Origin of the sequence: Paraburkholderia sp. BL9I2N2, from assembly GCF_004339745.1 — a bacterium.
Classification (GTDB): Bacteria; Pseudomonadota; Gammaproteobacteria; order Burkholderiales; family Burkholderiaceae; genus Paraburkholderia.
This window is the reverse complement of record NZ_SMGP01000003.1, coordinates 689230-715355: the sequence shown is the minus strand read 5'-3', so window position 1 is coordinate 715355 and position 26126 is coordinate 689230. Positions and strand designations below refer to the sequence as shown.

Sequence of the window (26126 nt, the reverse complement as noted above, 5' to 3'; positions counted from 1 at the left end):
CCTTGGTCCCTTGGGAATTCCTCATCGGTTCACAAACTCTGTTAAAAAATAGCTATGTTCGACTGGCAAGATCTGCAGTACCTTCTGGTACTTGCGCACACCGGAACACTCTCAGGCGCCGCCAGCGAACTGTCGGTCGAACACGCCACGGTTGGGCGGCGTGTAATGTCGTTAGAGTCGGCGCTCGGATTGAAATTGATTCATCGACTTCCCCGTAGCACCCGTTTGACCGAGGATGGAAAAGCCATCGCAATGCTGGCCCGATCGATGGCCCAAGGCGCTCAGACAGTTGAAGCATACGCATTGCGGGCGTCATCCGCGCTGTGCGGAACGGTCCGCATCAGCGTGCCGCCTACGGTTGGTAGCTACTGCATCGCGCCACACATACGTGTGTTCCGGGAATCGCATCCGGCCTTGAAGATCGTGATGGAGGGATCTCCCGACATAGCGCCGCTGGATCGAGGCGTCGCAGATATTGCCGTTCGCATGGTCAAGCCAGAGGAAGGCAGTCTCGTTGCGCGACGCATAGGCACGGTCCGATTTGGTCTGTATGCCAGCCATGCATATGCGGCTCGCCCTTCTGCGCGATGGGAGTTCATCGTTTATGACTCGTCGTTGGACCATGTGAAACATCAAAAGTGGTTACGCAAAAATATCGACGGACGGCCCATCGTATTCGAAACGAGCGATGTGGTTGGGCAGCAGATGGCCGTACGCAACGGCGTCGGGGTTGCGGTCCTGCCTACGATGATCGGCGATAGCGACGCTGAACTGGTCAGACTTGACATTGGATCCGAGCCGCCCGAAACCGGGCTTTGGCTTGTGACCTACCCTGACCTGCGTCGAACGCCAGCGATCAAGGCTGTCATGGAATTTTTAGTCCACTGCATCGGTCGTGAAACCCATTACGCAGATAAGGACGCTCGCAAATAAATCGCCGTCGCCAAACGGTTCGCTTTTCTGCCCGACAATGCCATCCTCTAGAAAGCAGCCATTCACTGAAGACTCGCGAACGGCCGAAGCTGGCCGAGGGCGTGTGGAAACTCGATTTTCGCGGCTAAGGGCGAGGTTGGCGGTCGGGTCAATCAAGTTAGATGCGTCCAGCTTGCGCTATTCGAGCGATGCGAGCGCAAGAAGCCCTTCAGGTGCACTGTCACGTTGCAGAGATGGTCGAGTAAGATCGGATGATGAAGAATGCAAAATCGCTTTACCGCGGCCATCGCTTTCCGGCGGCGATCATCAGTTGCGCGGTACGCTGGTATTTCAGGTTTCAGCTCAGCCTGCGTGATATCGAGAACTGCTGTTCGAGCGCGGGGTTATCGTCAGCTACGAAACGGTCCGAAGCTGGTGCGATAAGTTCGGTGCTGGCCTCGCACGCCGTGTGAAAGCGGCGCGTCGCAGGCCCGGCACCACGTCGCACCTTGACGAAGTATTTGTGACGTTGCGCGGCGGGCCTTACCTGTTGTGGCGCGCCGTCGACAGCGAAGCGGTTTTTCAAGCGCGTGCTTGCCTCGTGTGGTGAGGCACCGCGCAAGATCGTGACCGACCAGTTGCGCAGCTATCCGGCGGCGAAAGCCGAGATTCCCGAACTTGCCCACGTCAAGCACGTCTTCGTCAAAGCCAGCGCGCGGGTCAATGACCGGGCGGAAAACAGTCATCAGCCGACGCGCGAACGCGAGCGACGCATGCGCGGCTTCCGCGATCCTGAACGCACACAGGCTTTCTTATCGAGCTTCGGTCCGATCCGGCAGCACTTCGCGCTCAAGCGACACTTGATACGCGCCTCACTCTATCGCAAACAGCTCGCCACACGCTTTGCGCCTGGCATCGTTTCACTGAGGTCACCCAAGATCCGTCCGTTTTCTGAGCAAGCGTTTGTCCTCTCCGCTATTGCGCCGCGAACAATTGAACGTGGCAGCGCCGTGATAGGTATCCATATCTGACAGGCCTTGCGCCTGTCATTCCCCCCCCTGAACTATCGCCGCCCGTGAAGGCTCGGCAAAGTTACTTTGAACGGCCCAGTTCGACCCTAAGCCGCCGTTCTGCCTCATCTAAGAAGAACGGCCGCTTCTGAGGGTACGACCGCCACTCGCGGGCAGAGTTAGCACCGACCGAGCACTCGCCATCTCGGTGCAGGCTCATCGAAGGCGCTTCCCCGCCTGCAGGGTGCTTCGGGGACCCGCTGGAATCGTCCACTGCCTCCAATCGAGGAGCTGTTCACCGACCAGGCCCGAAACTAGAACGTGTGTCGAACGCCGACCGCAAAGGTGTTGCCGGTGGGACGAGCGCTCAGTTTGTCGTAGGTGTAAATCGCGTAGATGTCTGTCCGCTTCGAGAGAAGGTGGTCATAGCCGAGAGACGCCGTATTGCGAAAGCCGTTGGTCGCAGGGGTCGGTCCCGACCGTTGCGTCCGCGCCCACTCGGCGAGCAGGAAATCGGCCGGTGTGAACGGGATGGAAAAACCCGCCTCGTACGTGTGGCTGCCTGTTGGCGTACTCACGTCACTTGTCATCGCCCACGCGCCATAAAGCGTCACGACCTTGAAGTCGTACGCTGCGCCCGCGAGGTAGGCGTACTGCGCGCCGACCGGCCCCGCTGCGGTGTACCGTACACGCTGGCCAGAGAGCACGGCCGTAAGCCCGTGACCTTGATAATTCAGGTGAACGCCGAGGTTACCGACGCCGGGCGACCCCGCAACGCCACCGAGGCCATAGATCACCGTTGCGCCGAAACCTTTAAAGTCTGGCGTTGTGTACTTGGCGGTGTTATTCCACACCGTATCGCCGATGATCGTGCCGCCGTAGTTGGTCACGAACGTCTGAAGGATGAGCGGCGAAAAGACCGTGGACGAACTGAACGGGTTGATGAGGGATTCGGCCGTATAGGTCGGATTTCTATGGCGCCCGAACGTCAACTGACCGAAGTCGCCTTGAAAGCCCACGTACGCATTGCGTGAAAAGAACGGGTCTGTCGCATTGCGGCCCTGCGCGCCGTTTTGAGGCTGGAAGAAGCTCTCAAGAGCGAAGATGGCGCTAACGCCACCCCCCAGATCTTCCTTGCCGCGGATTCCCCAGAACGAAGTGGTCAATCCGCCGCTGCCCATGAGTACTGTGGATTGCGGCGTGTCACTACGTTTGACACTGCCGACATAGGTGCCAACAATCCCATACAGTTGGACTTGGGAACCACTATCTGCGCGGGCTTTGACAGAGGTCAATGCGAGGCCGGAGCTTAGCATCGCTGCTACGCCAAGTGTGCCAGCAACCTTCCGCAATGAGGCGCAGGCCATGACCCGTTGTACCTTTTTCATTTCGGTTGTCTCCATCCATCTTGTTATATTCAGCTTCCACTGACATCCGATCAGTAGTACGAACAGAGTGTCTTGGAGCGTTGTCGCTATCTGCGAACGTGTCGCGCTGAAATTAAAGGTTGTGTTGCGACCGAGGAGCCTCCTTCCCTTGGTTCAATACCAGGAGAAGGAGCGACAAGGAATCCGAGCGGTTACGGGGAGATCTCTTCGAGCGCGCGATTGGTCGTCTCCACCATTCGCGAAGCCACGAAGAAGCCCACTGCGCTGACCACAGCGAACAGGATGAATACCGCAGCGATACCTTTCCCTGTTAATACGACGCCGACGATCGCGGGCGCGGCAGCAGAAGCGGCTCGCAGCCAGGACGTCGCGAGGCCCGTACCGATCGCGCGCATCCGGGTCGGATAGATTTCAGGGGTGTACAGGTACAGCAGTACAGTCGTGGTTGCCATTACCGCGTAGGCCGACGATCCCAAGAACATCACTGACCACGCGCTGCCAGCGCCATGAATACCCAGTGCGGCGAGCAGAATGCCGCTGATGATGAAACAGGCCATTGCCCACCGCCGGCGCCCGACACGATCAATTAACAACGCGCAGGCAAGCACCCCACACGTGCTCAGGACGTTCGAGATGGACGCCATGTGAAGCGACTCTTGCAGCGGCAGATGGTAGACCGTCTTATAGAGGCTGGGCAGCCAGTTGTTGATGCCGTTCGCGACAAAGTAAGACGTCGCCCAGAGTAACCACACTATGATGGTGCGCCCACGGTAGAACGGCGAGAAGAGTTCCTTCCACGATCCCTTCTGCTTCGACTGCAGGCCGTTCAGGAGGCTCACCACGCGCTCGTCGACCTCGGCTTTCTGCGTCTGCGTGTCGAGGCTGCGCTTCGGCGTGCTTGCCTCCAGCCGCTCGATGATGCGTTCAGCTTTATCGAAACGCCCCTTCGAAATGAGCCAGCGCGGCGATTCTGGAAGGCGCGCGATCAGGATCGCGACCACGATTCCGGGAAGTCCACCTATGAGGAACATATACTCCCAGCCGAAGCGGGGGACGATGAACGCACCCAACTGCGCGGCTGCAAGCAGACCCAGCGGGAAAATGAGTTCGTACAAAATAAAGAAACGGCCTCGACCATGTGCTTGCGACAGCTCGTTGATGTACGTGGCCGCCACGGGCACTTCTCCGCCCACGCCGATGCCTTGCAGAAAACGCATCAAGAACAGCATATGGAAGCTGCCGGTGAAAGCACATACGACGCTCATGGCCGACATCACACCGACTGTTACCGTTGCACTAGGCACGCGACCGACGCGCTCAGCAAGCCAGCCGAACACCAACGCGCCTACGACTTGCCCGAGATAGCCTGAGGCGATCAGCACGCCGATCTGGCCGGGAGAAAGATGCCAGAGACCCACCAGCACAGGCAGCACGAAAGCAAGCGAGAGGGCGTCGAATGCGTCAAAGAGGGTCGCGCTGCCCATAATGATGCGTGCCTTCGTGTGCCACTTGCAGAACGGCACGTTCTCGATGCGAAACAGCAGGTTTGCCGCACGCAATTGCTCACTCACGGGGCGCGTTTCGCTCGGGGATTGACCAACGCCGACGCCATAGGCGGTCGAAGGGGTGTTCATGCTGTCTCCTGAAAAGCTGCATTTTATGGGCCCTCGGATTTCTTCTTGTTTTGAAGCACCGGTCGCGTTTCTTTCTTGTTGTGTCGCGACGCTGGAGCCTGTTTGGTCGTTTCCCGATCCTGTTATGAGCGACGCGTTGAAACGGGGGTTTCGTGCGTCGCCGTTACGGCTTAAAGCGGATAGCAAAGCGGGGCAACGCTTCGCTATCGTCATAACGGCTACAAATACGCAGCTTCCGCGTCAGTCGACGAGGCCTGCCGAGCGAAGTGCGTCGGCGATTTCAACGTCTGCGCCTTCCGCGAGCGGCAGCAACGGCGAGCGCACCGTGGCGTGCTCGAGAATGCCGCGGGCCACGAGGCCATGCTTGAGTGCCACGGTGCCTTCCATGTGCGAGCCACGGTGGTACACGTTACGCGTCACGGGCAGCAGGCGATCGTGGATCGCGCGCGCGGCCTGGTAGTCTTTCGCCTTGCCTGCTTTGATCAGCTCAATGAGCGGTTCGGGAGCCAGGCCGCCGTAGCCGACGAGAGCACCGTCAACGTCGAACATCGTGTGCAGCAGATATTCGTCATGGCAGGTCAGGATTTGCAGTTCCGGACGCTCGCGACGGATGATGGGGATCTCAACATCCCAGCGACGCATATTGCGCACGCCGTTTTTCATTGCAAACACGCCCGGTTGTGCGGCGATCTCCAGCTGCGTTTCGAGGTTGTAGGTCGCCTTGGTGGCATCCGGGTACTGGAACAGGATGAGCGGCAGACCGCTGCCTTCGTGGATGGCGCGGTAGCGGTCTTGCGGTGCACCCTTCTGGTACCCAAAGCGCAGCCAGCCGTGCGACGGATACACCAGACCGGCCGAAGCGCCGGCTTCCACCGCTCGCTTCGCTTCATCGACTGCGACTTGCGTACCTTCGAGTGTGATACCGGCGATGACCGGAATCTTGCCGTCGACGGACTTAACAAAACTTTCGATAACTTGAGCCTGTTCTTTCTGCGTCATGAACGTGCCTTCGCCAGCGTGCCCGAGCACCGTCAGACCTTTAACACCTTCGATGCTGCCGAGCCAGGAACCCAGTCTTTGAATTGCTGCATGGTCCACCGCTCCATCGCGGGTGAAGGGGGTAACGGGTGCCGGGACCAAACCGCGCAGATCGATCGCTTTCATGACGTCTCCAAATGTGAGCTTTTCCGCTCCTCTTTCCGTAGAGGAGAGCCCGCTGCTCGTTTCGCATCAAGCTGGAACAACGGTGCATGCGTTGCAGTGTAGGGATGAACGACCCATGCTAGAACTGCTCAACCAGACATTTCAGCTATACTGAATCAACATATCTTGTCGGAGGCTGGGCGGTGGACTACGCAGCTTGGAAGCTATTCATCGATGCGGCGGAACTCGGAAGCTTGAGCAAGGCGGCCGTGGCGTACGGAACCAGTCAGCCGCATATCAGCCGCCAGATTGTTGAACTGGAGCAGTACTGCGGCGGCCGCTTGTTTCAGCGGACAGGGCGCGGCGTGATATTGACGGAACTGGGGGCGCGGATCGCCCCGCGCGTCAGGACGTGGCTGGCCAGCACGGAACAGTTGTCCAACGACATCCGCAGTACCGCGGGAGAACCGATTGGCGTGGTCAGGCTCGGGATCTTGCCTTCCACCGCCCATCCGCTGGTCAGCACGCTCTACCATCGCCTTCGAGAACGTTATCCCCAGGTGCAGTTACAGGTGCGCGAGGGGCAGGGGGCTTTGTTGGATACGTGGTTGGAAAACGGCAGTGTTGACCTCGCCATCCTTTTTAGAAATAGCCCCACGCCGAAAGACGGTGACGAGTATTTGGTTGAGGCAGCGACCTACCTGGTCGGCGCGGAAGGCGATTCTCTGACCAAACACCCCACGGTTGCTTTCTCGAAGCTTAACGGGATTCCCTTGGTTTTCTTCTGCCGCCCTAACAGCTGGCGCGACCGGCTCGAACAAATTGCCGGTGAACACCAGGTCTCCCTGAATTTCGCGGCAGAAGCCGACTCGTTGAGTCTGCAGGGGCACATCGTGGCCGATGGCGGCATCTACGGGTTGCTCGGACCTTACGCGATTGCAAACCTTGAAAAGGAATGCCGGTTGCAGGCGTCAATGGTGGTTGAGCCGTCCGTGGCGCGCTTCATTGCGCTGGCCATGTCCCCTCACGGCGAACTGACGCTGGCGTGCCGCACGGTGAAGCAGCTCACCAAGGAGATCGCGCGGTCGCGCACCCTCTCCTCAGATCTTCGACGGGGCGTCTCTACTGCCTTTCTGCGGTCCGTCTGAAGTCTGTAGGCGCGCAGCATTGTGCTTTGCGCAATGTAGCATTGTCCGAATAAGGGAAAATACCTAGCTTATGGCGCATATACTTTGAGGCTTCTAGCAGTACTTCAGATGACCCGACACCAAAAAGTAGGTATGTGATGAAACAGATTTTCGTGACGGCCGCCCTCGCCCTGCTCGCCTCTGCTCCAATTACTTCGTTCGCTCAAGCCGATGCGCCACTTACGCGCGCACAAGTAGGCGCCGAACTCGCCAATCTCGAACAAGCCGGCTACAACCCGCTGTCTGTTGATGTGGACTACCCGATCAGGCTGCAAAATGCTGAAGCGCAATTGCAGGCTGAGCAAACGTCATCGCAGCGCCAGGCCGCGATTCAATCCGGCACACAGCAAAACTGATGTTTACCGTTCTCTGGCCGAAGCGCCGGCACGCGGCGTGTCGGTCGGCCGAATCCTGCCAGCGCCAAAAAGAGGATCCCTCGCACGGGGTGCGAACCGCAGCTTGAGCGACGCCTCCCGGAGGCGAACTGCCGTTCGAACGTCGAAATGCTGACAACCGCGAGCGTCCCTTCCTGGCCGAACTGAGCCCGACGACGACCGGTTCTGTTCGACCCACGCCTGCCGTTCATGGGAGACATTTCCACCGTCAGTAATGGCCCACTCATAGCTGACACCGAGCGCCGATTGCCGATTGCCTTAAGCGTTGCTGTCGGCGTCGGGTTTAGAACGGAGCGGCCAATTGGCCGCAAAATGCGGTCGATCGGCTCATCGGCGCCGCCCGTACAACGCCTGCGACGGCTAGGCGTCCGAGCGCTTCAGTCGCATCGAAACCGAGAAGCGTTCAGCCGGATGGACGCTGATCGATACCTCAAAGGTTTCCCCCGTGGAGTCGAGATATCGTCGCACAATCTCAAGCGCCGCACTCCCCTTCTCGACTTTCAACCTTTCCGCCATCTCCTGCGAAATCAACGCGGCGTGCACGTCCTGCTGAATCTCCGCGATGCAGCGACCGTAGCGCGCTTCGATTAACGAACTGATCAGCGTGTCCGGTTGAGCTCGCGCAGCCTCTGCGACTTCAGTATAAGCCGGGTCGATATACACGTCGGTCCAACCGACCGGTGGACTCCCCCTGTCGCCATCGATGCGCAGGCTCGAAACGCGCAGCCATCGCGCACCGTCTGAACATTTCAGAGTCTTGGCGAGCCTGCCGCTTGCGAGGATCTCCTCCGTCGATTGCACCAGACGCAAGTGCTGAGAGCCGAACTGCACGAGATCGTCCACCGATGCGAGCGACGGCCGAAACTCGTTCGTCGGCTGCGCCGATTCGACCCGCGTTCCCGCGTTCTTGCGCCGCGACACGAATCCCAACTGCTGCAATTCATGCAGCGCTGCGCGAATCGTATGCCGGCTCGTCTGATAGTGGTCGCGCAGTTCAAGCTCGGTAGGCAGATACGAGCCGACCGGATAGCGGCCGGACGCAATGCCCTCAGTCAAGTGGCGAGCGATGTCGGCGAAGTGCGGTTTGTTCATTTTTGGGTCGCGATGCAATCGATTTATCAGGGGCTAGGGTAAATCATAGCTTGCTCAACATGTCCGAACATATTAATTTAATTATGTCCGGACATATCGTTGCTTCTGCGAATGGTACCGGCCCTTTTAAGCCGCTTTCCGGCACTTTCAAGAGGATGTCATGACGAGTCGCAATGTCCCTATGGCCAGCACTGTGGTCGATTCAATCCTGTTCCGCGACGCCTTCGGCACGGCGAAGATGCGTGAACTGTTCTCCGACTACGCCCTCGTGCAGCGCTACATCGACGTGGAAGTGGCGCTGGCCAGGGCTGAAGCGCGCGTCGGCGTGATTCCGGCCGACGCGGCGGAAGTGATCGCCCGTGAATCGACGATCGAGCGCATCGATTTCGATCACATGCGTGAGGAGACAGATATCGTGGGTTATCCGATTCTGCCGCTGGTTCACCAGCTCGTCGGCATGTGCGGCGACGCGGGCCGCTACGTGCATTGGGGCGCGACGACACAGGACATCATGGATACGGCGGTCTCGCTGCAAGTGCGCGATGCGCTCGACGTGATCGACAGCGACATACGCGAGCTGCGCACGATTCTGGTCGATCTTGCAAAGAAACACCGCGATACACCAATGGCGGGCCGGACTCATCTTCAGCAGGCGCTGCCCGTGACGTTTGGCTACAAGGTCGCGATCTGGCTGGCGATGTTCGACCGGCATCAGCAACGCCTCGCGGAGCTGCGCCCGAGGGTGGCTGTCGTTCAGTTCGCGGGCGCCGCGGGCACGCTGGCCTCGCTTGGCGACAAGGGTTTCGAGGTTCAGAAGGCACTCGCTGGTGAACTGAAGCTAGGAGTGCCTGCAACCACGTGGCACGTGGCGCGCGATGGTTTCGCCGAAGCGGTGAACCTGCTCGCACTCGTGACTGGCTCACTCGGCAAGATCGCGCTCGACATTATGATCATGGCGTCGACGGAGTTCGCTGAAGTGTACGAGCCGTTCGTCAAGGGACGCGGAGCGAGCAGCACCATGCCGCAAAAGCGCAACCCGATTTCCAGCGAACTGATGCTTGCCGCAGCGAAAGCAGTGCGTCAGCACGCGGGTCTGATGGTCGACGCGATGATCCAGGATTTCGAGCGGGCCACGGGTCCGTGGCACGCGGAATGGATCGCGATTCCCGAGAGCTTCATCCTTTCGGCTGGCGCGCTGCATCAGGCGAAGTTCGCGCTCGGGGGATTGATCGTCGACACCGAACGCATGAAGCACAACTTGGGTATCACCAGAGGGTTGATCGTCGCGGAGGCGGTCATGATGGGCATGGCGCCGTTCACCGGCCGCCAGCAGGCTCACGATATCGTCTACGACGCATGCCGTACCGTCAACGAGCAAGGCGGCACGCTCGCCGACGCGCTCGCGGCGCTGCCCGACGTCACGACGCACTTCGACCGCGCGGCGATCGACCGGATGACCGATCCAGCCAACTATCTTGGCCTCGCGCCGCAAATGGTTGATCGCGCCGTCGAATTGTCCAGCGGCATCTGAGTGAAAGACGTGGAGAAGCACACATCATGAACAACGAGATCGCATCAAACGAAACGCCGAACGTGCCGCCGCCCAGAAAGCTGCCGTGGTACCGCAAGCTCGGCATGCAGGTTCTGGTCGGGCTGATTCTCGGAATTGCCGTCGGGCTGATTTTTCCGAAGGTGGGTGGACAGCTTAAGGTACTGGGCGACATCTTCCTGTCGCTTATCAAGGCCGGTGTCGCGCCGCTGGTGTTTCTGACCATCGTGCATGGCATCGCATCGGCCGGTGACGTCAAAAGCGCGGGCCGCGTAGGATGGCGCTCGATTGTCTATTTCGAAGTGGTATCGACCATTGCGTTGATGGTCGGCCTGCTGGCGGGCAACCTGCTGCAAACCGGAAAAGGCATGACGGCCGTCGCCGTTGGAGCAGCACCGCCGGTGGTTGCAAAGATGGACTCACACGGCTTCGTCGCGTTTGTCATGCACATCGTGCCGGACAACTTTATCGGCGCTTTCGTGAAGGGGGAACTGCTGCAGGTGGTGGTGCTGGCCGTCATGGTGGGTATCGGCATACTTGCGATTCCTGAACGCCGCCGCGTCAGGATCAACGAGGGACTCGACCTGGTTTCGGAAGTCCTGTTCTCGTTTATCAACCTGGTCATGAAGCTGGCCCCGCTTGGTACCTTCGGCGCGGTCGCTTACTCGGTGGGCAGCAACGGTACTGCTGTGCTGATTGCGCTTGCCCAGCTCGTTTTGAGCTTCTATGCGGTCGTGATCCTGTTCATCGTCGTTGTCATGGGAATCATCGCGAAGCTCGCAGGTTTCAGTCTGTGGCGCTTCCTGCGCTACATCAAGGATGAGATCTTCATCGTGCTCGGGACCGCTTCTTCCGAGAGTGCACTGCCGCGCCTTTTGATCAAGCTTGAACGACTCGGCTGCGCGAAGCAGACGGTCGGTCTCGTGCTGCCTACCGGCTATGCGTTCAATCTCGACGGCACATCGCTCTTCATGTCGATGGGTGTGCTGTTCATTGCCCACGCGTACGGCGTACCGATCACGCTGGAGCATCAGATAGGGCTGCTATTGCTGATGCTGCTCACGTCCAAGGGCGCGGCCACGGTGTCGGGGGGATCGTTCGTGGTGTTCGCGGCGACGGTTGCTTCGACCGGCATTCTGCCCGTCGAAGGCGTAGCAATCATCTTCGGCGTGTACCGCTTCATGTCGATGGCGATCGCCACCTGCAACACGATCGGCAACAGCCTCGCCACGGTCGTGATCGCGAAGTGGTCGCGCACGTTCGACGCGCAAATTGCCGAGCGGCACTTTTATCCGGAGCGCTATCCGGACACCGCACGGGCCGACGAGCGTCTTGCCGACGGCAACTTGCTGCCCGAGGACATGAACGACGCGAATCCGCACCCTGCCGGGATTCCTTTGAAAAGCGCCGGCAACACACCGTGATTCGATTGACCGACCGCCCACGCGCGCTGTTCCCAATCGTGAGCGCCGCGTTGCTCAGATGGCAGATTCAGGGCAACGGTATTGAAACGGTATTCGCTCGATCAGTCTGGCCGAAAGGCGCCTCGGCTAACCGTTGATCGCGACAGCAGACGCAGGGCGCAGTGGCACGCGTGACGTGAGTCGGCCCAGCCTAACAGTGGCGCGAAGACTTACTGTTCAAAGTATTCAAACGCTAGTCGCCATCGCGGCTGACCGCATCAAGCTGCATCATAAACAGGCACCATCACGACCATTGGGAGTATCACCATGACGGCAGCAACACGGACTGAGCAGGATGCCTTTGGCACTGTCGAAATTCGTTCGGATCGGTACTGGGGAGCGCAGACTCAACGAGCACTTGGCGTATTCGAAATAGGCGAAGAGCGTTTCCCGGCGGTATTAGTGCGCACCTTCGGTTTGCAAAAGTTCGCTGCCGCACGCGCCAACGTGCAGTGCGGCGTGCTCGCTCCGGTGCTTGCCTCGGCGATCGAGACGGCCGCTCTTGAACTGCATGAAGGGCTATGGGACGACCATTTCCCGCTCACGATATGGCAAACGGGGTCGGGGACACAGACCAATATGAACGCGAACGAGGTCATTGCGAATCGGGCGAACGAGCTACTCGGGCGCCCGCTTGGGACCAAGGCGCCCGTCCATCCGAACGATCACGTCAACGCGTCGCAATCGTCGAACGACAGCTTCCCGACGGTGATGCACGTAGCGGCCGCGATCGAGATGACGGGACGCTTGCGACCCGCGCTAGATGAACTGCGTTCGGCGCTCGCGGAGCGTAGCCATGCATTTGCCAGCGTAGTAAAAATCGCCCGTACGCACCTGATGGACGCGGTGCCGATGACGATGGGCCAAACGTTCGCGACGTTCGAGCACCAGATCTCCAATGCTCTTGCGCGCGTCGACGGTGCGTTGCCGCGACTCTTGACCGTCCCTCAGGGCGGCACGGCAGCCGGCACGGGATTGAACGCGCCCCGGGACTTCGACAGCTTCTTTTGCGCGACGCTCGCGGAGGCAACCGGACTGGCGTTCGCTCCCAATCCGCACAAATTCGAAGGGATGGCGGCACACGACGCTTTGGTGGAGGCCTCGGGTGCGCTAAACACAATTGCTACCTCGCTGCTGAAGATAGCGAACGACATACGATTTCTTGGGTCCGGTCCCCGTTGCGGGCTTGGCGAATTGCTGATCCCCGACGACGGGCTGACTTCTTCGATCATGCCCGGCAAGCGTAATCCCACGATTGCGGAGGTTCTTGTGCAGGGGTGTTTTCAGGTAATCGGCAATCACCAAACGATCACGCTCGCTGGCGCATCCGGCAACTTCGAATTGAATGTCGCAAAGCCGGTGTTGATCTACAATCTGCTGCAGTCGCTGCGCGTTATCGCCGACTCCGTCCGCGTATTTTCACGGCGACTCGTTTGCGGAATTGAAGTTGATCGTGAACGTCTTGTCAAGAATGTGGACCAGGCACTGCTCGCAGTAACGGCACTAAATCCAATACTCGGATATGACCAAGTTGCGCAGATCACGGCAACAGCCTTGGAGGATCGGATCACGCCGCGTGCGGCAGCAATCGCGCTCGGTTTTATTGACGGCGACGAGTACGATCGGCTGGTTGATCCAGCCATGCTCGCTCGAGGCGGGCGGCTCTAGCTGTCTCACGCCCTCGGGCGGTCCTTCCCGGCCAACTCCATCACTATGGGTAGCGGATCATTAACGCTGTTGCTTGACCGCAGAAATGGGGTCTCCAGCAACATTCACTTGCGAACGGTGGTTATGAGCGCGACAGTGGACGCACCGACGACACTGACGTAAGTCTCTTCATGGCCGATTGCACCAGTTCGATGACGGTGTCGCCGAGAGGATGTTCGAATTCTCGATGGCAGCTTTCCGGCAGTTTGTGCGCACGCGTACTTCCGGCCGATCCCGAGGGAGGAATTTGCCCGGCCCATCCAGCTCGTCGTAACGACAATCAGCCCGATGCGGAAAAGACACAACACGGGGTCGCCGGTGAACGCCAGTGGCTGGTGAATGACCTCGGCGCGAAGCACGATTTGTAAGGGGCAGCTTATGCTGGGGGCACATGCCGCATCATGTGTTGCGGAAGACCTCGCGAACGGAACACTTGTCGAACTCCAACGGCGCGCATGGCACATGCGCGCCCTCACGTTCATGATCTCGCAGCGGCGCGGGTACTCGTTTTCCGAATGCGAGACACGGCTGGTCGAACTCCTTGGCAATCGTCATCGCTTCTCAAAGGGTACCAGCAAGCGCTCCGTCTCACTCAAAGGCAAAAAAGCGTGAAGGCCCGCCACGCGTGATACGAGGTCGATCAAGATCTCCGGCCGCTTTTCGAATTGCAACGGCCGTTAGTCAATACGGTTGAATCGCACTGGAGGTTCAATCTCCCGAAGTGGGCTGCCGCGATAGTTTGCCCGCGGCCTCGACTCACATCATTTCGGGGCTGCTCAGTTTCGTTCCGTCGGAAAAGCGGGCCAGTCTGTAGGGACTAATGTCAAACTGCGGCGCCTCGTCCATTACCAACCGGCTCACGAGCACCCCTGCGCCTGGTCCTAGTCCAAAGCCGTGTCCGCTGAAGCCGGATGCGATCACGAGACCGGGTTTCGCATTAACCTTCGAGATGACGGGAACGAGGTCCGGCGTCGTGTCGATCGCGCCCGCCCACGCGTGAGCGATCCGCAAGCCCGACAGTTCGGGAAACACGCTGGCCACGTTTTGCAGCGCACGTTCGAGCCATTCGGTATCAGGCCGGGGATCCAGCACCCGTGTTCCTTCGAACGGCGAGACGTCATCGTCGCGCCAGGTCGCGCTTGCCTCCGGTCCGTGGAAGAAGCTGGCACCGACGCGAATCTTCAGTTTTTTCTTCAGCTTGCTGCGGAACATGGTGCGGAACTTCACCGAATGCCGCAGGTTTTGTGGCGCGAGCTCCACACGTCCGTGGCCGGGAACCGCGATCGTATAGCCGCCGTCCAACCGTCGCCTCAGCGCGAAGTTAGGCCCGGAGAAACAGCCTTCGATAACCCCCGGCGCCTCAGCGGTTCGCAACGCCGTTCCCATCACGTTGATGGATGGCAGGTCGATGCCGTGATGCTGGCAGAACAACGCGCTCCAGGCGCCTCCCGCGAGAACGACGGTGTCGGCTGCGAGCCGGCCGCGCTCCGTCCAGACGCCAGAGACACGCCCCGCGCTCATGTCGAGACTTCGTACCGCGCAGTTCTGATACACCATCGCGCCGAGACCTTGCGCGCCGCGAGCAATCGAAGGCGCGGCTTTCGACGGCTCGGCGCGGCCGTCCGTGGCCGACCACAGCCCTCCAGCCCACTTCGCACGTCCGGACGGAATGCGCACTGCCAGTTCGCGCGCACTGAGGATCTCGCTGTTAAAGCCGACTTCCCGGGCGCGGGCAAGCCACGACTCCCATTGCGCGATGTCAGATTCATGCTCCGTGCCGTACAGGATGCCCGCCTTACGAAACCCAATGTCCTCGCCCAGTTCTTCGCTTAGTTCGCTCCAGCGCTTGAGGCTCTGCATCGCGAGCGGCAACTCATGGAGGTCGCGGTTCTGCTGACGCACCCAGCCCCAATTGCGGCCCGACTGCTCGCAACCAATGACGCCCTTTTCGAGCAGAGCCACCTGGAGGCCGCGTCGCGCCAGTTCATACGCGGTGCTGACGCCAACAATGCCGCCGCCTATTATCGCGACATCGCATCGCTCGGCGAAACCTTCGCTATTCGTGACTTCGTCGATCCTTAGCATTTCATAGCCGTTGGTTGCCGCTTCTCGGTAGGTTACCGCAGTCAAGACCTTCGGAAATGCGCAGCTGAAGCGCGATTTCGCCATCCGCAGATCGTGGCTAGGATTTTCGTATCTTCCATTGCTTCGCTGATAGGACGATCCTGTTGTATCCGAAAGGGATACAACTACGATCTACCAAGCACTGAGGCAAATCTTGAATTGCAATCTTGCAGACAGTTGCCGAGACCAGGCTTCTGCTTAGCCACATTCTCACGCTCTTGCTTCCTGGTTACCGGTAGACGCGCGCACCTACCCCGATCACGGCGATCGACTCTACGACACTTGCAATCGAGAGGTCGATGTGGGTGGGATTTGCCACCTCGCTCTCGGCACGCGCAAAGTAGGCGAGCGGGGATGTTTCGTCGAGTGTGACCAGAGCATCGTCATCCATCGTGAGCCTCCGATTCGAGTACGGCAACGCCGTCAGCCGCCCGTACGCCTTGGCCCGCAGGCAGCACGAAGATCGGATTGATTTCTGCTTCGACAATACGCCCGCCAAGCCGCACTGCCATTCGTGCAAAGGCGACGATTGCGGTCACGAGGGCGTCGATATCAGCGCGCGGCCGTCCACGATACCCGTCTAGCAAGGGCCACGTTCTCAGTTCGTGGATCATCGCGAACGCGTCTGCGCGCGACAGCGGCGCTTCGGCGGAAAGGAGTCGCATCGTCGTGTCCTTGAACAGTTCCGCTGTGACGCCGCCCATGCCGAGCAGCAATGCTGTGCCCAACGGGTCTCGATGAAGGCCGAGAATCAGTTCCGTTCCACCGGCCACCATTTCCTGAACGAGAAACGCATTCGCGGATACGCCAGTTGCGGTTTCAACGTCGTCCCGCATACGGTTCAGGCGAGCCCCGATGCAGTCAGCAGTGACCCCAACCACTACGCCGCCGACATCGCTCTTGTGGGTGATCGTGTTCGACAGCAGTTTGAGTACGACCTTGTCACCCAGCTCGCGAGCGGCGCTCTCGGCTTCATTCGCGTTCGTGACGACACGCTCGCGCACCGCTGTCACACCAAAGCGGGCAAAAAGCTCTTTCGCCTGCGCCTCGTTTAGTGATCCGGCGGGTAGATCGCTCACGTTGACTTCGGCTTCAGCGAGTTGTTCGTTCAAACTCACGGCGCGTTGCATGGACTCGCCGTGTTGCCACATCGCAGCCAGCGCGCTCGTCACGCTTTCGGGCGAAGGGAAGGCCGGCACTCCCTGCCCATTAAGCAACTTCGTGATCTCCGGTGCGTGCGGGCTCACGAACGCCATCACGGGCTTGTCACTGCCTGGCAGCGAATCGCGGATCGCGTCAGCCATCAGGTCAGGCATCGCAAGACCAGACGATCCAACGATAACCACGACTGCGTCGTATGTCGGACTGTCGAGTAGCGTGCCGATCGCACCACGCAGGAGAGCCGGCTGCAAACCCGCAAGCGTCACGTCAATCGGATTGCGGTCGAGAACTGCATGGTCGCCGGTCTGGAGCGCGCGCAGCCTGGCAGCTGTTGCCTCGTCAGGAGGTGGTGACTCAAAGTTCGCCATGCCAAGGCTATCGGCGACGAGCGTGCCGGCACCGCCGGTCGAGGTCAGAATCGCCACCCGTCGCCCGGAGAGCTTGCGACGAGTAGCGAGCGCATGAGGAATGTCGAGCAAATCGGAAAACGTCTGGGCACGAATGACGCCGACCTGGCTGAAGAGCGCGTCATACATGCGGTCCGAGCCGGCCAGCGCGCCCGTATGCGAGACCGCCGATCGCGCGCCTGATTCCGAGCGCCCGATCTTGAACACGACGACCGGCTTGCCCGCCGCGGCCGCCCTTAGCGCGGCGCGGCGAAACCGGTCCGGATGACGTAGCCCTTCCATGTAGAGCGCGATAACGGAAGTCGAATCATCGTCAACCAGATAATCGACGAAGTCTGCCATGTCGAGATCTGCTTCATTGCTCGTCGACACCAGCTTTGACAGGCCAATACCGCGTGCTGCCGCCCGCGACAACAGCGAGCCAAGAATCCCCCCGCTTTGTGATACCACGCCGATGCCGCCGACCGTGAAAGTGTCAGTCTCCAGCGCTCCGCTTGCCGACAACGTGATGCGGTCAGTCAGGTTGACGAGCCCGATCGTATTCGGGCCGAGCAGGCGCATGGACCCTGCTGCCTCTATCAATTGAGCCTGACGTCTGGCGCCTTCCTCGCCGATCTCTGCATAGCCACTCGCCAGCACGATTGCAGCGCTCGTCCCGCGGCTCGCCAGATCCCGCACCGCAACGTGGGCGCGCTCGGCCCCGAGCAGCACGATACCGACATCGGGCGCACGCGGCAACGACGCTACATCGGGATAGCAGGGCAGGCCACCGATCGAGTCGTAACGCGGGTTGACAGGGTAGATGTCGCCGACGAAGCCGTGCTTCCGGAGGTAAGCCACCGGGCGCCCTGAAGTCTTGGCTGCGTCCGCCGAAGCTCCGATTACCGCTACGCTCGCCGGGCGCATCAATTTTGAAATTACGTTCATGCCGATCTCCTTCGTGCTCACTTGGTTTTGTTCAGGAATGCGAGCACCGAGTCACGATGTTCACGGCTTGTGTAGCAGACGGCCTGTGCCTGGCTGCCTTGTGCAAACACTTGATGCGCGGACAGTTCGTAGCTCTGGTTGAGAATGCTCTTGCCCAGCGCGAGCGCTGTGGCCGAACCCTCGCTCAATTCGGCGGCCCACGCGTGGGCGTCGGCGATGAGCAAATCCGGCTCGCTCAGGCGATCCGCGATGCCGATTTCCAGCGCTTCCTTTGCATCCACCTTGCGCCCGCTGAAGATCAGTTCCTTCGCCCGCGCGAGGCCGACCCGTCGCGGCAAAAAGTACATCCCGCCGCCGTCGGGGATCAGCCCGCGTTTGATGTAGCTCCACGTGAAGCTCGCTTCCTGTGACGCGAGGATAAAGTCGCAGGAGAGCGCCATATCGGCACCGAGACCCGCCGCTGCGCCGTTGACGGCAGCGATGGTCGGCTTGGGCATCGAGTAGAGCAGATTGACCGTGTGATGCACGAGTTGCTGGCGGGACCAGCCATTAAACGCAATCTCGCCGGCGGGTGCTTCAATGCGCTGCGCCATACCGCTGACGTCGCCGCCAGCGCAGAACCCCTTGCCGTTGCCAGTCAACACCACGGCGTGCACCCCCCGGTCGCGCGAAACGGTCTCCAGCGCCCCGATCAGTTCGGCACGCATTTCGTTGGTGATGGCGTTACGTTTTTCAGGACGATTCAGCGCGATCATGGCGACCTGCGCGTCGATAGTGACTTGAATGGTGGATGCGCTCATGCGTGTCTCGATGGTTGAATTGGAGTCGACTGACAAGGTCAATCTGACAATGCAGCTTAGCCCCACCTGCCACCCATGACACCCCGTTAATTCCACTCTGTGGAACGGAGCGCGTTTCATCAGGGGCCCGAGAAATTCCACTGGGTGGAATTGGCGGATTGTCATCGAGCGTTCGGTGCCGATAATGGATTCCAACGCAGGACACTTGCCACGACGATCCTGCGGCCCAATACAAGCCTGGAGACATGATGCACGCAGCCCGTTCCAATCCAATCGACGTCAGCGCCGTTGCGCAACCACGAACAGAGGCCGTCTACCGGAAAGTCACCTGGCGGCTGCTGCCGTTCCTCTTTATTTGTTACGTCTTCGCGTATCTGGATCGCGCCAATATCGGCTTTGCGCACCTGCAGTTCTCGCGTGACATTGGTCTTTCTGACGCCGCATTCGGTCTCGGCGTGGGACTCTTCTACGTGGGTTACATGCTGTTCGAGGTGCCGAGTAACCTGTGGCTCGCGCGAGTCGGCGTGAGAAAAACGCTCATGCGGATCATGGCGCTATGGGGCATCGTTTCGGCGGGCACCGCATTCGTGCAGACGCCGACGCAGTTCTACATCGCACGCGTATTGCTGGGCGCAGCGGAAGCAGGATTCTTCCCGGGCGTGATTCTCTATTTCACCTACTGGTTTCCGGCCGCGCGGCGCGCCCGAGTCACGTCAATCTTCATGACGGCGATCTGCGTATCCGGCATTCTCAGTGGGCCCGTGTCGGGATGGATTCTCAATAGCATGTCGGGCTTACTTGGCTACAACGGCTGGCAATGGCTCTTCCTTCTCGAAGGATTTCCGTCAGTGATCGCCGGTGTCTTTGCCTATGTCTATCTAACGGACCGCCCCGAGCAGGCGACCTGGCTCTCGGACGACGAGAAGGCCCTCCTGCTTGCGGAGCTTAACCGGGACGCGCAAACGAAGGCCGCACGCGCTCATGGTTCGATCTGGGCCGCATTGAAGGAGCCCAAGTTCTATTTCCTGACGTTCGCCTATTTCAGCGTGCCGTGGGCGAGCATCGTCGTGCACATCTGGGCACCGAGCGTGATCCAGAAAAGCGGCGTATCGAACTACTGGCACATTGGGCTTCTTTCCGCGATTCCGTATGTGGTCGGCGCAGTCGCGATGTATCTGCTCGGCCGGAACTCGGATCGTATGCTGGAGAGGCGGTGGCATTTCATGGCAAGCGCATTGATGGCCGCACTGGGCGTCGCGCTTCTGCCGGCGGCGGCGAATCACGCAGGCATTCTGGTAGCACTGCTTTGCATCGCGACGGCTGGTTATCTTGGCATGCTGTCGCTGTTCTGGACGATCCCACCCGCGTACCTGTCGAGCACCGCCGCAGCAAGCGGCATCGGCCTCATTAGCAGCCTCGGCCAGTTTGGCGGGATTTCGGCACCTTCGGTCATCGGCTATGCATCGACGCACTTCGGCAGCAGCGCCGTGGGACTCTATGCGGTTGCGTTCGTCTCCATTCTCGGCGGTCTTGCAGTGGTGCTGGGTATTCCAGCGCGCGCGATCAGTGAACGCCGGGAATGAAAGAGAGGCTTGCAGTCTTCAGCCTTCCAGGCGGGCGCATGCGGCTGTAATCTCGTCGCGCAGACGCAGCAGGGGTGCCGCGAGTTCGCTTACAACGCTGTCGTTTGACGCCGCCGTGCGGACGCTAAAGTTCAGGACCAGCAAACGATGTCCGGGAATGGCGAGGGGCGTCGCGAGTGCAATCACTTCCGGCTGCCAGCTTGCAACGCAGAAGCCGCTTCGGCGCACATCGTCTACAGCTTCAGTGATTTCCAGCGCAAGACGCTCCCAGCCGCTCCGTTTGCGCCGCTTGAACGCGTCCATCAGGGCGGTGAATTCCGCCAGCGGCAGTGCTGCGAGATACGCGCGCCCGAGCGACGTCAGTTCCATCGGCACGCGTTGTCCCGAAACGATCGTGCGTAATGAGGCTCGCTGGTTATAACGAATGGACTCAAGGTAGACCATCTCTTCCCGGTCGGCGCCCGCGATTCCGACATTGATGTGCTTTGCCTGGGCAATATCGCGGATTAGCGGTCCTGCAGCATTGAGTACTGTGGATCCGCTGCGCAATGCCTGCGCCAGACTGAGCACGGGCAGGCCCAGTCTGTACGCCCTGCGTGCCGCATCGTGCTCGAGATAACCCGCCTCGACGAGCGTTCGCGTAAGGCGGCTCACCGTTGCTTTCGGCAAGCCGGTGCGCTCCGCGAGTTCTCCGTTGCCGAGAAGTGTCGCACCGGGGCCGAACGCGCGCAGCAGTTCGAGCCCGCGTTCGAGCGATCGATTCGATGGCGTAGCGTTCGATTCCGGTTGTTGATTTGTGCGGTTCGCCATAGACAGTGGGTTTGCCGTGCTTAACGTGGAAAGGTCGATTATCGATGCCGAATCAGACCGCATCGTAGCGCCGCGGCCTTGGTCCGCGGATCATCTCGCGATTGGCGTCCGGAACGGCAACCTGTAGGGGGCGACGTTTTATCGACGCAGCAGATGGTACCCCTCCTGGATTTCGTGTGGATATTCGCAGACTCTCTGTGCAGTTGCGTGCTTCCCTTCCAGGAGCTGGATGGTTTTGCGCATCTTCGGTCCGGCCGGGTTCCAAACCGGTCGCGCCAATTGCTGGAGCATGCGCAATTTTGCGCTTCCTGCCGGCCACATCTTCCCTGTAGCCACCGCATGTCAGTACATGCGGCGAGATTCGATACCTGAACAAACCGTCGCTTCACTAAAAAGGACAATCCGATAGTCATCAACAATGCAAAGCGCCGACGCGCGACCGTGTCTGCCGCACTCTGGAACGCGTCACTATTGTCAACTGCGGTTCATGCCGCTGACGTTCATGTCCTGGCAACCGGAGCGCTGCCAGCAGCTTTTAGGGAGCTCGGACCAGGGTTTGAACGGCAGACCGGGAATCACCTCGTCATATCGTGGGGGCCTTCATACGGTGCGTCCGCTGACGCGTTGCCCACGCGCATCAAGAATGGCGAAAAGATGGACGTCTGCTTCATGATCCGCCCTGCGCTAGACGAACAGATCAGACAGGATAAGTTTCTCCCGGACACTCGCACAGATCTCGTTGCGTCCCGAATTAGCGTCGCGGTCCAGGTTGGCATGCCGAAGCCGGATGTCAGTACTGTGGAAACACTACGTAATGCATTGCTCGCAGCGAAATCAGTAGCTTTCTCGGAAGGAGCTAGCGGCATTTATATTACTGAGACATTGTTCCCCAAGCTCGGCATCGCAGATCAAATGAAAGCCAGGAGTGTTCAGATCAAAGGCAAGGAACTGGTCGGAACGGCCATTGAGCGCGGCGACGCCGAATTTGGATTGCAACAGATCAGTGAACTTCGCGCCATTCAGGGGATCCAGTACGTTGGCTCGCTCCCGCAAGAAGTCCAGAAGGTGATGGCACTGCACTTTACGGCAACCGAGTCGATCTTCAGTTACTTCGAGGCGATGCGCGCGTACCTTGAACAGCATGGCAAGCCGGTTGCGCTGTACAGCGACAAGGCCAGTGTGTTTCATTGCAACAGCGGAACCACATCAGGCAAACCGTGCGTCTGACAGAACCCACTGCAGTGGCAGGATTTGCCACCGGTATCCTCTTCCAAAGCGGCCCGCATCGCGACGTCGCCGCCGAAAACAGCTACATCGCAACGTCTCCCTCGGATGCGGCGGGCGAATCGTTCTCGCCCTCCAGATGCCGGCGTGCCCTGTCCCAGTACTCTTCCGACCGCCCCGCCGGGCTGCCGTCCTTCTCCCAGAGGTAAAAAGCGAGAGTCCGAATCTGCTCTTCGGTGACTGGTACGTCCATTTTGACCTCCGTTAAAAAAGCTGGTCTGCCCGTATTTAGCTGACCTCCTGTTGCACGAGAAAACAATGTGCACGACCACCGACTTCCCGGTGCGGGCAGGAACTGGCCAATTTGAGACGTTCGGCTGCATCGCGAACGGCCGCTCCGAGGCAGCCTGCCCCAAGATCGCAGCCTCGTGCGGCTCAGGTAAAGATGGCATCCGCTCTCTCAATGGGTTTTCTTCCGATCGAAATTTGTCCCCAATTCGGGCATAACACCGGTGGGGTTGTAGTCGATACCCCGGATGGCGAGGTTCATCGCCGCCAACCGCCAGGTGGTGGGATTGGACTCCTGCCCGTAGACGGATGTCACCCAGCCTGCCGCCGTGGGCTTCGATGAATTTTTCAGACTGCACGAACATTCCACCGGAGCCACAGCAGGGGTCGTAGACTTTGCCGTGGTGGGGCGCCAACATCGCGACCAGCGTCTTGACGATGGAGGCTGGCGTGTAGAACTGCCCACCCTTCTTGCTTCGGCACTGGCGAACAGTCCGAGGAAGTATTCGTACACCTGCCCGAGCACATCGCGCGCGTGGCTGGCGTCCTCGCCAAAGCAATCGGACGTGCCGGCGACTGCAAAAAACCGGTTTGGCCAGGTTGGACCGGGTACTGACGCGAACCAGCTGTCACATACGCCGAACTGCCTGGCGAGGAAGTTAAGTACCGGCAACTGGTCGGGAGTGAACGCACTGAACGCATCCGCGACGACGTCAGCGTGGTCCTCGTATGTCGCGGCGAACCCGGTGGTAGACGGGTCTACAGCCAAGGGCGGGTAGCCTGTTGAGCCCAGGACAAGCGAATCGCTTCTAACCATATCCGCGCTTGCGGAGGGCAAGCCGCACAACTGGACGCAAGTGTCCGTAAATTCATGGCCCGGGTCAAAGCCGAGCGCATACGGCGAGCGTCTGCCCAACTGATAACGCGTACCGGTCCGGCCAAAGTTGACAATCGGTTGCGCCGGCAAACCATTGGCCGTCGCGGCGCCACCGCCCGGTAGATGGCCAGCAAAAGCCGACAGGCCGAAGATACTGTCGTACGAGCGATTCTCAAGCATGAGGACGAAAACGTGCTCTGTTGCCATTGCTTCCTCCCGTTCTTCGTTGGGCCAGCCTCAGCACCGTACGCCCATGAGCGGGCTCAGGGCGCCCGTGCGCGTCCAGCCATTCAGTTACATCAAGCGCCGCGGCCATATCGCGTGGCAATCGAATGCAATGCGAGCAGGCGCAAGGCTCGCCTCAGGCAGCGTTGGTTGGAAGTCATCAGCAGGACGGGTAAGCGGGTCGGTCAAGCCAAGGGTTAAAAACGCTTCTACGTCCTTATGATGCCTGCCTCGGAAGGGTGACCTTTTCGGCGTGAAAAAGCCGGCGCGAGTATCTGTCCTAGCCCGCTGCTGTGAACTCCGGCGGCGGCTCGTCCGTTAGGGCCGCAAAAGATAGCAAATCCGGCTCATCGGATGCGCTCCAACTTGACCACAGACAGGCGACCAACGTTAACATCGTTGCAAGTCGGACATGGAGACCCTCGCACTGTTAGACGGTGAACGGTACACGTAACGACTCGCTCGCGGCATCACTGGCTTGGCGCACGCGTTGCTCTCATTCGGAGTCGTCGCCGATGCTCGACTACCTTGCGCTCCAGCTCGGGCTTCGTACGCTCTGGTCGGATATGACGTCGTCACCTTCCAGCACGCGCGAGACATACGCACGATCGTTATCGTCGAGTATCTGCGTCCACTGTGCGGCGAGCGCCTCATCCAGCGTCTCGAGCACGCTGACCGCCACTCCGTTCTCGCTGGTGCGAGACGCAAGCGTAAAGCTCGCGGTGCTGGATCGGTCTACCAGGCCTTCGTCCTCGGCGAGGACCTCAAGTCTGTACCGCCTCGTCATGGTGTGGACCTCCTATTAGAAATATAGCCCGGCAGCCCCTTCGCCTCGGGCAACCGGCAGGCCGCGAAAGCGTCCGCTAGCATGAGTGCAAAGCCGTCGACGGTCGAGCGGCGCACGGCAACCCGCTTCCTGAGAAATTCCGCCCAAGCGAACTTCGCGTTGAATTCGCCAGGATTTTCGAAGACGCCCGCCGTGCGTACGAAAGCAGCCAGGCTCTGGAAAACGTCGTCCGGTATCGACTCAATAGATTGAGGCAGGTCAGACACTGGAAACTTCCGTCCCTGCTCATCGAAGGGATGCAACCAGCCCCGCTCCGACATGGTCTTCACAAATTGCTCGGCAGTGAGCCCGCTGAAGTCTTCCCTGATGCGCACGGGCGCTTCCGGCAAGCCCATGTCAAACCATGCACGCGCCCAATGATGATGGTCGACTACATGAAGCGTCCCTGAAGGCCCGAGGACTGCCACGATGGCCTGCTCTTCAGCGAACGAGCGCCTGTTCTCGGGTTTGAGTTCGCGGTAGCTCGCCTTCTTGGCTTGTACCTGAACATAGCCGATTGCGCCCTGCGTCGGTCGCAGCACGCCCCACTGGACCCAGCGCTGCGGTAAATTGCCCCCAGTTGTCACGCCGCCTACCGACTGCGATTTGTCTGTCATGTGTGCCTCCGCGGACCGATGATGCATGCACGGTGCCTTCCCGAAATCTCGCAGCAAGCCTCGAGCCCGAGAGTGGCGAACCCCTGTCAGTAAAGGTACGGTCCTTGCCGCAATGGACATATCCGCAACAAGGGAGCGACCGTAATGATGGACAGTCCAAATCCTACGTTCGACCGCGAAGCGCTGGCAGAAGCAAACTTCGAGACCTAGGCGAATCCTCTGGTCGCCGAAGCCGTCGAACATGCTGCTGCTGTTCAGCACGGCGCGGTCGGTTTTGAGCTTCCGTGCCGTGCAACTTGCGACGCTTGTGCGAATCAGTAGCGGCGTATTTCAGTTCGAAGTGCGCGCCGTTGCCACTGCCAGTTGGGGGAAAGCGTACTGCCTCGACGCCTGCGACTTCGAAAGTGTCCTTCCAGTCAACATGTGCGACGAGCAGATGCGGGACACTTCCACCATTTCGCCCGGCCTGTATGAATTGTTGCCCGCCATCGTCGCTACTTTGAAATATTGAGAACAGCCATTTAGCAAGGGCGGTTCCGGGCTTCACAACCCGGCGAGCGCGCGGCATCGCCAGACCTCAACTCCTGCTGCATCGCACGAGCCGGCACGCGTCGCTGAACTGACTGCAGACGCCGCGCGCGGATGCCGGTTTCCGCCAGGGCATGGGGGTTGCTCGGTGCACGGCATCCGGTTTCAGGGCAGCGTCAGGTAACAGGCGCTGGGACAAGGCGGTGCGCCGAACCAGAGCGTTTCCAGCCACGCACGGAACGAGGGAGA

Annotated in this window: 20 protein-coding genes and 4 pseudogenes; 11 read left to right on the top strand and 13 right to left on the bottom strand. The window is 59.9% G+C overall.

Annotated elements, in window-relative coordinates:
• The first annotated feature begins 54 nt into the window (after window positions 1-54).
• Window positions 55-933 (top strand): LysR family transcriptional regulator, encoded by an 879-nt coding sequence (locus B0G74_RS34060; protein WP_132380556.1) that lies wholly within the window; start codon window positions 55-57, stop codon window positions 931-933.
• A 254-nt stretch (window positions 934-1187) separates the two neighbouring features.
• Window positions 1188-1867: pseudogene (locus tag B0G74_RS34055) on the top strand (IS6 family transposase).
• 369 nt (window positions 1868-2236) lie between these two features.
• Here the strand turns inward: B0G74_RS34055 and B0G74_RS34050 are convergent.
• The 3 genes from B0G74_RS34050 to B0G74_RS34040 all read right to left on the bottom strand — a co-directional run bounded on the left by B0G74_RS34050 (window position 2237) and on the right by B0G74_RS34040 (window position 6108).
• The gene (locus B0G74_RS34050; protein ID WP_132380554.1) at window positions 2237-3310 is read right to left on the bottom strand and encodes a porin; all 1074 of its coding nucleotides are present in this window, start codon (window positions 3308-3310) and stop codon (window positions 2237-2239) included.
• A 191-nt stretch (window positions 3311-3501) separates the two neighbouring features.
• A complete protein-coding gene (locus tag B0G74_RS34045; protein ID WP_132380552.1) occupies window positions 3502-4944 on the bottom strand; it encodes an MFS transporter in 1443 nt (480 codons plus the stop codon).
• A 240-nt stretch (window positions 4945-5184) separates the two neighbouring features.
• Window positions 5185-6108: a dihydrodipicolinate synthase family protein gene (locus B0G74_RS34040; RefSeq protein ID WP_061152167.1), complete on the bottom strand. Its 924-nt coding sequence runs from the start codon at window positions 6106-6108 to the stop codon at window positions 5185-5187.
• A gap of 182 nt (window positions 6109-6290) precedes the next feature.
• On the opposite strand from B0G74_RS34040, the gene B0G74_RS34035 reads away from it, so the two are divergent.
• Window positions 6291-7235, top strand: coding sequence for a LysR family transcriptional regulator (locus B0G74_RS34035; protein WP_132380550.1), 945 nt, complete (start codon window positions 6291-6293; stop codon window positions 7233-7235).
• A 137-nt stretch (window positions 7236-7372) separates the two neighbouring features.
• The gene (locus tag B0G74_RS34030; RefSeq protein ID WP_132380548.1) at window positions 7373-7630 is read left to right on the top strand and encodes a DUF4148 domain-containing protein; all 258 of its coding nucleotides are present in this window, start codon (window positions 7373-7375) and stop codon (window positions 7628-7630) included.
• Window positions 7631-8029: 399 nt separating this feature from the next.
• Here B0G74_RS34030 and B0G74_RS34025 read toward each other — a convergent pair whose 3' ends face one another.
• Window positions 8030-8761 (bottom strand): GntR family transcriptional regulator, encoded by a 732-nt coding sequence (locus B0G74_RS34025; protein WP_132380546.1) that lies wholly within the window; start codon window positions 8759-8761, stop codon window positions 8030-8032.
• Window positions 8762-8921: 160 nt separating this feature from the next.
• On the opposite strand from B0G74_RS34025, the gene pcaB reads away from it, so the two are divergent.
• The 4 genes and pseudogenes from pcaB to B0G74_RS47040 all read left to right on the top strand — a co-directional run.
• Window positions 8922-10292: a 3-carboxy-cis,cis-muconate cycloisomerase gene (pcaB, locus tag B0G74_RS34020; protein ID WP_132380544.1), complete on the top strand. Its 1371-nt coding sequence runs from the start codon at window positions 8922-8924 to the stop codon at window positions 10290-10292.
• 26 nt (window positions 10293-10318) lie between these two features.
• Entirely contained in the window at window positions 10319-11734 is a 1416-nt protein-coding gene (locus B0G74_RS34015) for a cation:dicarboxylase symporter family transporter (protein ID WP_132380542.1), read from the top strand.
• A 306-nt stretch (window positions 11735-12040) separates the two neighbouring features.
• Window positions 12041-13441, top strand: coding sequence for a class II fumarate hydratase (locus B0G74_RS34010; protein ID WP_132380540.1), 1401 nt, complete (start codon window positions 12041-12043; stop codon window positions 13439-13441).
• Between the two features lie 267 nt (window positions 13442-13708).
• A pseudogene (locus B0G74_RS47040) lies at window positions 13709-14092 on the top strand (LysR family transcriptional regulator); the annotation flags it as partial.
• Window positions 14093-14236: 144 nt separating this feature from the next.
• Here the strand turns inward: B0G74_RS47040 and B0G74_RS34000 are convergent.
• From B0G74_RS34000 to B0G74_RS33990, 4 genes are all read right to left on the bottom strand, one after another.
• The gene (locus B0G74_RS34000) at window positions 14237-15565 is read right to left on the bottom strand and encodes an FAD-binding oxidoreductase (protein WP_132380538.1); all 1329 of its coding nucleotides are present in this window, start codon (window positions 15563-15565) and stop codon (window positions 14237-14239) included.
• 268 nt (window positions 15566-15833) lie between these two features.
• Complete coding sequence (locus B0G74_RS45970; RefSeq protein ID WP_165923980.1) at window positions 15834-15995, bottom strand: hypothetical protein; 162 nt, start codon at window positions 15993-15995, stop codon at window positions 15834-15836.
• Window positions 15988-18099: an acetate--CoA ligase family protein gene (locus B0G74_RS33995; RefSeq protein ID WP_132380536.1), complete on the bottom strand. Its 2112-nt coding sequence runs from the start codon at window positions 18097-18099 to the stop codon at window positions 15988-15990. The genes B0G74_RS45970 and B0G74_RS33995 overlap by 8 nt, the downstream gene beginning before the upstream one ends.
• Window positions 18100-18116: 17 nt before the next feature.
• Window positions 18117-18899, bottom strand: a complete 783-nt coding sequence (locus B0G74_RS33990) for an enoyl-CoA hydratase/isomerase family protein (protein WP_132381298.1) — start codon at window positions 18897-18899, stop codon at window positions 18117-18119.
• A gap of 248 nt (window positions 18900-19147) precedes the next feature.
• Here B0G74_RS33990 and B0G74_RS33985 point away from each other — a divergent pair, with 248 nt between their 5' ends.
• A complete protein-coding gene (locus B0G74_RS33985; RefSeq protein WP_132380534.1) occupies window positions 19148-20482 on the top strand; it encodes an MFS transporter in 1335 nt (444 codons plus the stop codon).
• An 18-nt stretch (window positions 20483-20500) separates the two neighbouring features.
• Here the strand turns inward: B0G74_RS33985 and B0G74_RS33980 are convergent, their stop codons facing one another.
• Entirely contained in the window at window positions 20501-21292 is a 792-nt protein-coding gene (locus B0G74_RS33980) for an IclR family transcriptional regulator (protein ID WP_132380532.1), read from the bottom strand.
• Window positions 21293-21733: 441 nt separating this feature from the next.
• Here B0G74_RS33980 and B0G74_RS33975 point away from each other — a divergent pair.
• Window positions 21734-22351: pseudogene (locus B0G74_RS33975) on the top strand (substrate-binding domain-containing protein); the annotation flags it as partial.
• 250 nt (window positions 22352-22601) lie between these two features.
• Here the strand turns inward: B0G74_RS33975 and B0G74_RS33970 are convergent.
• From B0G74_RS33970 to B0G74_RS33955, 4 genes and pseudogenes are all read right to left on the bottom strand, one after another.
• The gene (locus tag B0G74_RS33970) at window positions 22602-22769 is read right to left on the bottom strand and encodes a DUF2934 domain-containing protein (RefSeq protein ID WP_132380530.1); all 168 of its coding nucleotides are present in this window, start codon (window positions 22767-22769) and stop codon (window positions 22602-22604) included.
• Between the two features lie 264 nt (window positions 22770-23033).
• A pseudogene (locus B0G74_RS33965) lies at window positions 23034-23888 on the bottom strand (N-6 DNA methylase); the annotation flags it as partial.
• Window positions 23889-24429: 541 nt separating this feature from the next.
• Window positions 24430-24693: a hypothetical protein gene (locus B0G74_RS33960; protein ID WP_132380526.1), complete on the bottom strand. Its 264-nt coding sequence runs from the start codon at window positions 24691-24693 to the stop codon at window positions 24430-24432.
• Window positions 24690-25349, bottom strand: coding sequence for a ParB/Srx family N-terminal domain-containing protein (locus B0G74_RS33955; protein ID WP_165923979.1), 660 nt, complete (start codon window positions 25347-25349; stop codon window positions 24690-24692). Before B0G74_RS33955 ends, B0G74_RS33960 begins: the two co-directional genes overlap by 4 nt.
• Window positions 25350-25590: 241 nt before the next feature.
• Here B0G74_RS33955 and B0G74_RS45965 point away from each other — a divergent pair, with 241 nt between their 5' ends.
• Window positions 25591-25860: a hypothetical protein gene (locus tag B0G74_RS45965; protein WP_165923978.1), complete on the top strand. Its 270-nt coding sequence runs from the start codon at window positions 25591-25593 to the stop codon at window positions 25858-25860.
• Window positions 25861-26126: the final 266 nt, after the last annotated feature.

Coding starts and splice junctions, on each gene's coding strand:
- B0G74_RS34060 (WP_132380556.1), top strand. CDS start 55: ATGTTCGACTGGCAAGATCTGCAGTACCTTCTGGTACTTGCGCACACC.
- B0G74_RS34050 (WP_132380554.1), bottom strand. CDS start 3,310: ATGAAAAAGGTACAACGGGTCATGGCCTGCGCCTCATTGCGGAAGGTT.
- B0G74_RS34045 (WP_132380552.1), bottom strand. CDS start 4,944: ATGAACACCCCTTCGACCGCCTATGGCGTCGGCGTTGGTCAATCCCCG.
- B0G74_RS34040 (WP_061152167.1), bottom strand. CDS start 6,108: ATGAAAGCGATCGATCTGCGCGGTTTGGTCCCGGCACCCGTTACCCCC.
- B0G74_RS34030 (WP_132380548.1), top strand. CDS start 7,373: ATGAAACAGATTTTCGTGACGGCCGCCCTCGCCCTGCTCGCCTCTGCT.
- B0G74_RS34025 (WP_132380546.1), bottom strand. CDS start 8,761: ATGAACAAACCGCACTTCGCCGACATCGCTCGCCACTTGACTGAGGGC.
- pcaB (WP_132380544.1), top strand. CDS start 8,922: ATGACGAGTCGCAATGTCCCTATGGCCAGCACTGTGGTCGATTCAATC.
- B0G74_RS34015 (WP_132380542.1), top strand. CDS start 10,319: ATGAACAACGAGATCGCATCAAACGAAACGCCGAACGTGCCGCCGCCC.
- B0G74_RS34010 (WP_132380540.1), top strand. CDS start 12,041: ATGACGGCAGCAACACGGACTGAGCAGGATGCCTTTGGCACTGTCGAA.
- B0G74_RS34000 (WP_132380538.1), bottom strand. CDS start 15,565: ATGCTAAGGATCGACGAAGTCACGAATAGCGAAGGTTTCGCCGAGCGA.
- B0G74_RS45970 (WP_165923980.1), bottom strand. CDS start 15,995: ATGGATGACGATGCTCTGGTCACACTCGACGAAACATCCCCGCTCGCC.
- B0G74_RS33995 (WP_132380536.1), bottom strand. CDS start 18,099: ATGAACGTAATTTCAAAATTGATGCGCCCGGCGAGCGTAGCGGTAATC.
- B0G74_RS33990 (WP_132381298.1), bottom strand. CDS start 18,899: ATGAGCGCATCCACCATTCAAGTCACTATCGACGCGCAGGTCGCCATG.
- B0G74_RS33985 (WP_132380534.1), top strand. CDS start 19,148: ATGCACGCAGCCCGTTCCAATCCAATCGACGTCAGCGCCGTTGCGCAA.
- B0G74_RS33980 (WP_132380532.1), bottom strand. CDS start 21,292: ATGGCGAACCGCACAAATCAACAACCGGAATCGAACGCTACGCCATCG.
- B0G74_RS33970 (WP_132380530.1), bottom strand. CDS start 22,769: ATGGACGTACCAGTCACCGAAGAGCAGATTCGGACTCTCGCTTTTTAC.
- B0G74_RS33960 (WP_132380526.1), bottom strand. CDS start 24,693: ATGACGAGGCGGTACAGACTTGAGGTCCTCGCCGAGGACGAAGGCCTG.
- B0G74_RS33955 (WP_165923979.1), bottom strand. CDS start 25,349: ATGACAGACAAATCGCAGTCGGTAGGCGGCGTGACAACTGGGGGCAAT.
- B0G74_RS45965 (WP_165923978.1), top strand. CDS start 25,591: ATGCTGCTGCTGTTCAGCACGGCGCGGTCGGTTTTGAGCTTCCGTGCC.